Here is an 8208-nt window from a genome sequence, read left to right as displayed (position 1 = left end):
GTGACAAGAGTTGAAACGTGTGCTCATCAGATCACGCCGCGCCGGGCAGTTCGCCCGGCGGCGTCTCGTCGCAGCCCGCCGCGCCGAGGCCAAGCGTGACCAGCGCCGCGGCGCGCACGGTGCGGGATCGGCGGTGGCTCGGCGGCTGCGTCATCGGCACGCTTCAGCCCGACATGACGGCGTTGTTCAGCACGCCCGCGCCGACCTGCATGAAGGCGATGAACACCGCACCGCCGCCGAGCTTGTCGGCCTCGATCTCCTCCTTGAGGCGGCCCTCCAGCAACGTGGTCAGGATGAGGTGCACCACCAGCTGCACCGCCACCGCCACGATGCACCAGATGATCTGGTCGAGCGGCCCGGCCGCGGTGCGCGCCACCGCGGCGATGGGCAGCACCATGCCGAGCGCCTTGCCGCCGAAGGCGAGCGCGCAGGGCAGGTTGCCCGCGCGCAGCAGCGTCAGTTCGGCATGCGGCGTGATCAGCGAGACGACCACGAGCCCCGCGATCCAGAACACCGCGCCGAGCGAGAAGGCGACCAGGAAGCTGAGGAAGGTGGAGGGGAAGAGGCTGAGGATCTCGGCGGCGGACATTCCCGGTTGCTTCCTTCTTGGCGCGCGTCAGCCGCGCAGGATGTGCGGCACGAAGCGCGCGGCGGGGCCGGTGACGGGGCCGCGCGATTCGCGAAAGGCGATGCCGGCGGGCTCCCCGCCGATCATCCAGACCGAGAGGTTGGCGTGCACCTCCCCGGCATTGGTGCGGAACTGGGGCAGCGGGCAATGCGCCTGGAACAGCAGCGGGCCCATCGCCTCCTCGGGCACCACGCCGGGCGTCTGGCCGGGCAGGTAGACATGCTCGCCATCCCAGCCGCGGCGCGGCTTGGCCACCATCGACCCCTGCGCCGGGCGCTCGAGGAAGGTGGGCAGCAGGCTCGGCGCGCCGGGCGCCTGGTGCCAGAGCAGCGCCATCATGGTCTTGTCGGCGAGCAGGCGCGTCCAGGCGCCGGGCAGGATGCGCGTGCGGCACTCCGGCAGGACGTCCACGTTGGGTTCGTCCTCCATCCAGTCCCAGGGGTAGATCTTGACCATCGCCTGCAGCGGCTCGTCGGCTTCGTCGGTGAAGGCCTTGGCATCGAGGTCCCAGCCGACCTGGCCGATCGAGCAGATGGAGGGGCGCAGCCCGGCCTCGACCGCCATCTCGGCGATGAATTCGGCGTCGAAGCGCTCGCCGGTGTCGGCCGGGCGGCCATCGGGCACCGTGTCGCCGCCCACGGCGATGGCGAAGCGCGTGGGCAGGCCGGAGCGCGGCAGGTGCTTGATGAAGGTCTCGTAGATCAGGTTCTCCTGGCTGTCGGAGGCCTTGCCCTCGGCCTCCTGCCAGGCCTCGAACCAGGCCCATTGCACGTGCCCTGCCTCGGCCAGGCCGAAGGGCGAATCGGCCTCGTAGTCGAGCAGCATGGGCGTGCCGTCGGGCGCGAAGGAGAAGTCCATCCGCCCGTGCATCGGCGAATCCTTGGCCGCCCAGGAGCGCGCGATGGCGACCTGCATGGCCGGGTTGCGGATGCCGAAATAGGAGAAGTCGCCGCTGCCGACGATCGCCGCGACCGCGGCGTAGCAGCGACTCTGGATGCCCTTCGCGGCCTCGAACACACGGTCGACCAGCGCGGCATCGATCAGGTAGGCGGCATCCGTCACCCACCACGGCGTGCCCTCGGCATTGGGGGCGAGCATGCCGAGCTCGCGTAGCCGGTCCTCGGCCTCGCGCGGTGTGCGCACCGGGACGCGCTGGAAGGGTGGGTAGGTCATGCGGCGCTACAGCACCACATGCGGCACGAAGCGGTCCTCGAGCGTCGTCACCAGCCCGTCCCCCTCCCGTATGCCGAGCCCCCGCGGCTCGTCGCCCACCATCCAGACGCCCATGACGGGAAAGGCGTCGCCTTGCGGCGTCGCGTGCCCCGGCAGCGGCGCCCAAGCCTGCCAGATGGTGGGCGAGGGTGGCAAACCCTCCGCGATCTCGGTCGAGACATCCCCCGCGACACCCTCCACGCGCATGCCGTGCCCTTCGAGCCCGAGCGCGGGCTTGCCGATCGCCGGCCCGTCGATCGCGGCGCGGTCGAGCGATGCCGGCAGTAGCAGAGGATGGCGCGGGAACATCTCCCACAATGTGACCAGGATCGCCTTGTTCGCGGCGATCATGCGCCGTGCGGGCTCGATCCAGCGCGTGCGGCCGAGCGGCAGCAGGCGGCCGCCTTCCTCGGCATCGAGCCAGTCCCAGGGGTAGAGCTTGAAGCAGGCGCGCAGCGGCGTGCCCTGCGGCGTCACGAAGCCCGCCTCCTGCTGCCAGGAGATGTCCTCGACCGGCAGGAAGGCCGCCTCGTGGCCGGCGGCCTGCGCGGTCGCCATCAGGTAGGCGACCTGCGCCACCTCGTCCTCGCGCTCGTGCTCGGCGGCGAAGTGCACCAGGTGCGGCAGGCGGAGTTCCGGCCAGCGCGCCACCAGCGCGTCATCGATGCGGTTCCACTGGTCGCTGCCCGGGCGCGTCGCGGGGCCGGGCGGCGTCTCCTCGAACCAGGCGAGCTGCACGACAGCGGCCTCGAGCAGCGCGGCGGGCGTCTCGGCATTGAATTCGAACAGCTTGATGCCGCCATCGGGGCTCAGGCGGAAGTCGAAGCGGCCATAGAGCGAGGGCTCGCCGGCGCGGTGCGAGGCCTCGACCAGCGCGGCCAGGCGGTCGGTGAAGCCGAAGGCGACGTAGTCGCCGCGGCGCACGACGGTCTCGACGGCAGCGTCGATCATGGCGTGGAGCTCGCGCGCCGCGTCCTCGAGCGCGGCGATCGCTTCGGGCGTCAGCGCGTAGCAGGCATCGCGCGTCCAGTACTCGCGCGCGTCGGGCGAGTGGAAGCGGAAGCCGAGGGCCTCGGCGCGCAGCGGGAAGGCGTCGTCGCGCCGCAGGGTGCGGCGGGCGATGGCGGGCGGGCGGTCTCCCATGGGCCGGCAGTCTAGACCGCGCCGGATGCCGTGATGGAAGCGTCGCAGCCCGGGCATCGCTCCGCGCCGCGCGGCGGGTGTGGCGCGACGGCCCTTGCGCGGGCGACGGTCGCCCACCGGTGCACGCCAACAGAGCGATGCGGCCGCGCGACGCTTGCGACGCCGCATCCTGGCGCCGGGCACGGGCGCGGCCGAGGTGCCGGGCCGCCCAGCCGTCACCGACCTGCGCGGGACCCGACGTCCACCTGGACCCCTTGGGCCGCCCTCGATGATGGCGGACGCGTCCCTCCTGAGGTCGCGGCACGCCTCTTGCCAGTGTCTGTCGCGACGCCGGGGCGCAGGTCCGGACCAGGCAGTGGGTGCCTGTTCCGCGGTCATCTAGCGGCCCCCGCGACTGGACAGGGAGCAGGATCATGAATCGTCGCTCACTTCTTGGGCTCGCCGCGGCCGGGGCGCTCGGCGCGCCGCGCATCGCCGCCGCGCAGTCGGGCGCCTGGCCGACCCGCGGGTCGATCCGCCTGGTCGCCCAGTTTCCCCCGGGCGGCCTGGTGGACACCGTCAGCCGCCTGATGGCCCCGGCCCTGTCCCAGGCGCTGGGCCAGACTGTCGTGGTCGAAAACCGCGCCGGCGCCGGCGGCGTGATCGGCACCGACTTCGTCGCGAAGCAGCCGGCCGATGGCTACACGCTGCTGGTCAGCCATGCCTCGGTGCATGTCTTCTCGGCCGCGACCATGCCGACGCTGCCGTTCAACCCGGTCACCGACTTCACCCATATGGGCCTGCTGGTCGAAGCCTCGAACGTGCTGCTGGTGCGGGCCAATTCGCCCTACCAGACGCTCGACCAGTATCTGACCGCGGCGCGCACCCGGCCGGTGCGCTACGGGTCCTCGGGCATCGGCTCGGCGCCGCACCTGCTGGGGGCGATGCTCACCGGGGCGGCCAATGCGCCCAACCTCGACCACGTGCCCTATCGCGGCTCCGCGCCTGCCATGCAGGACCTGATGGCGAACCAGATCGAGTCGATCATCGACCCGATCACCACCAACGTGCAGCTGCTGAAGGATGGGGTGCTGCGCGCCCTCGCAATCTCGACGCCGCAGCGCCTGGCGGCCTTCCCGAACATCCCGACCTTCGCGGAGCTCGGCTATCCGCGGCTGACCTCGGCGCAGTGGCTCGGGCTGTCGGGGCCGAAGAACCTGCCGCAGCCGATCGTGGAGCGGCTGTCCGCGCTTATCCCGCAGCTGCTGGCGCGCGCCGAGCTGATGACGCGCTTCGAGGAGCTGCAGACCCTGCCGCGCACGCCCACGCTGCTCGGCAACGACTTCATCGCCACGATGAACGAGCAGATCGGCGAATGGACCGCGGTGGCGCGGCAGTTCAACATTGTCGTGACGTGAGCAGGATCGCGGCGAAGCCGCGATCCTGAAGTATTTGTCTTGCCCTCAGACGGCGGGCGGGCCGCATCCGCGGCCCTTGCCTCCGCGCCGTGGAGTGCCGCGCTGGGGGCGGCTGGCGGTCTGGGCGCGGTCGCGCCGTGCGCTCCCGGATCGCGGCACGGCCGCGATCCGAAGTGGCTCTGTAGCGTCAGGTGCGCGGCGTCAGTCCGGCCTGCGCGGCGCACCAGCGCGCCACCTCCTCATGCGTGCCGAACCACACGCCGGGCGTGCCCTTCATCAGCGTCACCAGGCGGTCGAGCAGCGCGATGCGGCTGCGATGGCCGATCACGTGCGGGTGCATGGTCAGCAGGAACAGCCCGCCCTCGGCCAGCGCGCCCTCGAACTCGGCACGGAAGATCTCCTCCACCGCCGAGGGCGGCGTGTAGGGGCGCAGCGCCGAGAAGCGCAGCATGTTGAAATACACCGCGTCGTCGCGGATCCATTCGGGCGGCAATTCGACGATGCCGGTCGGCTGGCCCTGCACCTCGAGCTCATAGGGATCGTCATCGGCCATCAGCGATGAATCATACAGCAGGCCGAGCTCCTGGATGATCGACATGGTGTCGACCGAGAAATCCCAAGACGCGGTGCGGATGCCCACCGGGCGCCGACCGGTCAGCTTCTCCAGCGTGTCGGCGGCGCGGAAGGTGAGGTCGCGCTCCACACCTGGCGGCAGCTGCGTGTTCGCCTCGTGGATCCAGGAATGGATGCCGATCTCGTGGCCATCGTCGGCCACCGCGCGCACCTCCTCCGGGTGCAGCAGCGCCGAGACGGCCGGGTAGAAGAACGAAGCCTTCACGCCATGCCGCGCCAGCAGCGCGCGGATACGCGGCACGCCCTGGCGCGCGCCGTACTGCCCCTGGCTGATGCGCATGGGGCTCTCATCGGAATCGCGCAGCGGGATGGTCTCGTGGTCGGCGTCGAAGGACAGGCTGACGGCGCAGCGCGCCCTGCCGGGCCAGGACGCCGGCGCCAGCGAGCGCCCGGCCCGCGCGCGCCCGACGATGCGCCGCCAGTGCGGCTCCTCCCATTCCCAGGGGCCTGGCTTGCTCTCGCTCATCGTTCGTCTCCGTGCCGGTCGTCCTGGCACGCTACTTGCGGTTCCGCGGCGGTCAATCCGCCGCGTCACGCGATGCGCGGCGGTCAATCCGCCACGTCCAGTCCGCCGGCGCCGGGCCGCGCAGGGACGGCGTGGCCCCATGGAGCCAGGAGCCCGCGATGGACATCGGCGTCTTCATCCCCATCAACAACAACGGCTGGATCATCTCGGCCACCTCGCCGCAGTACATGCCCTCCTTCGAGCTGAACAAGGCGGTGGTACAGAAGGCGGAGGGCTACGGGCTCGACTTCGCGCTGTCGATGATCAAGCTGCACGGCTTCGGCGGAAAGACCGAGTTCTGGGACCACGGCCTCGAATCCTTCACGCTGATGTCGGCGCTCGCGACCGTCACCTCGCGCATCCGGCTGTTCGCCTCGACCGCGGTGCTCACGCTGCCGCCGGCGATGGTCGCGCGCATGACCGCCACCATCGACGACATCTCGGGCGGGCGCTTCGGCGTGAACATCGTCTCGGGCTGGCACAAGATCGAATACACCCAGATGGGCCTCTGGCCCGGTGACCAGCACTTCGGCAAGCGATACGACTACAGCACGGAATATGTGCGGATCCTGCGCGAGCTCTGGGGCACCGGCCTGTCCGACTTCAAGGGCGAGTACTTCCAGATGGACAAGTGCGTGCTCAGCCCGCGCCCCAAGGCGCCGATCAAGGTGGTGGCGGCCGGACAGTCGGATCGCGGCATGGAATTCGCCGCGCAGTACTGCGACTACAATTTCTGCCTGGGCGAGGGCGTCAACGAACCGACCAAGGCGGCCTCGGTCCCCGCGCGCGTGCTGCAGCATGCGGCCAGGACCGGGCGCGATGTCGGCGCCTACATGCTCTACATGATCATCGCCGACGAGACGGATGCGGCCGCGATGGCGAAGTGGGACCTCTACAACCAGGGGGCCGACAAGGACGCGCTCGCGCATCTGCTCGGCAAGGCGGCGGAGGACACCGCACTCGACCAGACCTCGATGGCGGCGTCCTTCCTGCGCGCGCCCTCGCCCATCAATTTCAACATGGGCACGCTGGTAGGTTCCTACGCAAATGTCGCGCGCATGCTGGACGAGGTCGCGGCGATGCCCGGCGTGAAGGGCATCATGCTGACCTTCGACGACTTCCTGGCGGGGCTCGACGCCTTCGGCACGCGCATCCAGCCGCTGATGGCCTGCCGGCAGGGGCGCGCCCTCGCGGCATGACTTGAAGGGCGGGGGGCCGGAGGACATGGTGGGGGCCATGCACACCCTCCGCCCCCGCCGATGACCGAGACCGACCCCGCCCTGATGTCGGCCGAGACGCTGCTCGGCCTCTATGCCCGCCGGCGCCTCTCCCCGGTCGAGGCCCTGAAGGCCGTGATGGAGCGCGTCGCGCGCTACAACCCCTGGGTCAACGCCTTCGCCGCGATGAACCCGCGCGCGCTGGCCGCGGCGGGCGAGAGCGAGGCGCGCTGGGCGGCCGGCCGGCCGATCGGCCCGCTGGACGGCGTGCCGGCCACGGTGAAGGACCTGCTGAACATGGCGGGCTTCCCGACACGCCGCGGCAGCCGCACCACCGACGCCACGCCGGCGTCCGAGGATGCGCCGGCGGTGATGGGGCTGAAGGAGAGCGGCGCCGTCATCATCGGCAAGACCACCACGACCGAGTTCGGCTGGAAGTCGCCCGGCGACTGCCCGCTGCACGGGATCACGCGCAACCCCTGGAACCCGCAGCGCACGCCGGGCGGGTCGAGTTCCGGCGCCGGCGCGGCGGGCGCCGCCTGCTTCGGGCCGCTGCATATCGGCACCGATGCCGGCGGGTCGATCCGTATTCCCGCCGCCTATTGCGGCCTGGTCGGTGTGAAGCCGAGCTTTGGGCGCATCCCGCAATGGCCGCTCGGCGCCTTCGGGCATGTGGCGGTGGCGGGGCCAATGACGCGCACGGTGCGCGACGCGGCGTTGATGTTCGGCGCCATGGCGCGCCACGACCTGCGCGACCCCTACGCCCTGCCGGACGACCCGCGCGACTGGCGCAGCGGCATCGAGGACGGCGTGGCCGGGCTGCGCGTGGCCCTGGTGCGGCGGATGGGCTTCGAGCCGCCGCTCGATGCCGATGGCGTCGCCGTACTGGATGGTGCGGCGCGGATGCTCGAGGAACAGGGCGCCATCGTCGAGGAGGCCGATCCCGGCCTGCCCGACACCCGCGCCATCTTCGGGCGCGTCTGGTCGGTGGCGATGGCGCGCGTCGTCGCGACCATTCCGCAGGAGAAGCGCGAGCTGCTCGATGCCGGCATCCTGGATGTCGCGCGGCGTGACGGCGACATGGCGGCGGTGGACTACCTGGCGGCGGAGGCCATGCGGCTCGAGGCGGCGCACGCCATGGCGCGCTTCCACCAGCGCTACGACCTGGTGCTGACCGCCTGCACGCCGACCGCCGCCTTCGCCGCCGACCAGCCGACGCTGAAGCCGGCGGAGGCGCTTTGGCGCGACTGGGCGCCCTGGACCTTCGCCTTCAACCTCACGCGCCAGCCTTCCATCAGCGTTCCGGTGGCCCTCGATGGCGAGGGGATGCCGCGTGCGGTGCAGGTGGTGGCGGCGCTGTATCGCGACGACCTGGCCTTCCGCGGCGCGCGGGCGCTGGAGCGCGCCGCCACCCTCCCCCTGGCGAATCCCGCCGAGACCGGTCAGATGTCAGGGAAGGCATAGGGGGTACGC

The 8208-nt window shown here is 71.3% G+C and carries 8 protein-coding genes; 3 read left to right on the top strand and 5 right to left on the bottom strand.

The window, feature by feature from the left end; genetic code table 11:
- Nucleotides 1-31: 31 nt before the first annotated feature.
- Genes HW578_RS28185 through HW578_RS05175 form a run of 4 tightly spaced genes read right to left on the bottom strand, consistent with a single transcriptional unit; the run spans nt 32 to nt 2983 of the window.
- Nucleotides 32-154, bottom strand: coding sequence for a hypothetical protein (locus HW578_RS28185; RefSeq protein ID WP_255528972.1), 123 nt, complete (start codon nt 152-154; stop codon nt 32-34).
- Nucleotides 155-163: 9 nt separating this feature from the next.
- Entirely contained in the window at nt 164-589 is a 426-nt protein-coding gene (locus HW578_RS05185; RefSeq protein WP_198369482.1) for a DUF350 domain-containing protein, read from the bottom strand.
- 27 nt (nt 590-616) lie between these two features.
- Entirely contained in the window at nt 617-1801 is a 1185-nt protein-coding gene (locus HW578_RS05180) for a glutathionylspermidine synthase family protein (RefSeq protein ID WP_198369481.1), read from the bottom strand.
- 6 nt (nt 1802-1807) lie between these two features.
- The gene (locus tag HW578_RS05175; protein WP_198369480.1) at nt 1808-2983 is read right to left on the bottom strand and encodes a glutathionylspermidine synthase family protein; all 1176 of its coding nucleotides are present in this window, start codon (nt 2981-2983) and stop codon (nt 1808-1810) included.
- 413 nt (nt 2984-3396) lie between these two features.
- Here HW578_RS05175 and HW578_RS05170 point away from each other — a divergent pair, with 413 nt between their 5' ends.
- On the top strand, nt 3397-4380 hold the full coding sequence (locus HW578_RS05170; protein ID WP_198369479.1) for a Bug family tripartite tricarboxylate transporter substrate binding protein: 984 nt from the start codon (nt 3397-3399) through the stop codon (nt 4378-4380).
- A gap of 187 nt (nt 4381-4567) precedes the next feature.
- Here HW578_RS05170 and HW578_RS05165 read toward each other — a convergent pair whose 3' ends face one another.
- A complete protein-coding gene (locus HW578_RS05165; protein WP_198369478.1) occupies nt 4568-5479 on the bottom strand; it encodes a polysaccharide deacetylase family protein in 912 nt (303 codons plus the stop codon).
- Between the two features lie 158 nt (nt 5480-5637).
- Here HW578_RS05165 and rutA point away from each other — a divergent pair, with 158 nt between their 5' ends.
- Together rutA and HW578_RS05155 are read left to right on the top strand one after the other, a co-directional pair.
- Nucleotides 5638-6717, top strand: coding sequence for a pyrimidine utilization protein A (rutA, locus tag HW578_RS05160; RefSeq protein WP_198369477.1), 1080 nt, complete (start codon nt 5638-5640; stop codon nt 6715-6717).
- 60 nt (nt 6718-6777) lie between these two features.
- Nucleotides 6778-8199, top strand: a complete 1422-nt coding sequence (locus HW578_RS05155; RefSeq protein WP_198369476.1) for an amidase — start codon at nt 6778-6780, stop codon at nt 8197-8199.
- Nucleotides 8200-8208 lie beyond the last annotated feature (9 nt).

Origin of the sequence: Roseomonas rosulenta (assembly GCF_016106005.1) — a bacterium.
GTDB classification, from domain to species: domain Bacteria; phylum Pseudomonadota; class Alphaproteobacteria; order Acetobacterales; family Acetobacteraceae; genus Neoroseomonas; species Neoroseomonas rosulenta.
Note: the sequence above shows the minus strand (reverse complement) of the source record. Positions and strands in the feature narration are given on the sequence as shown.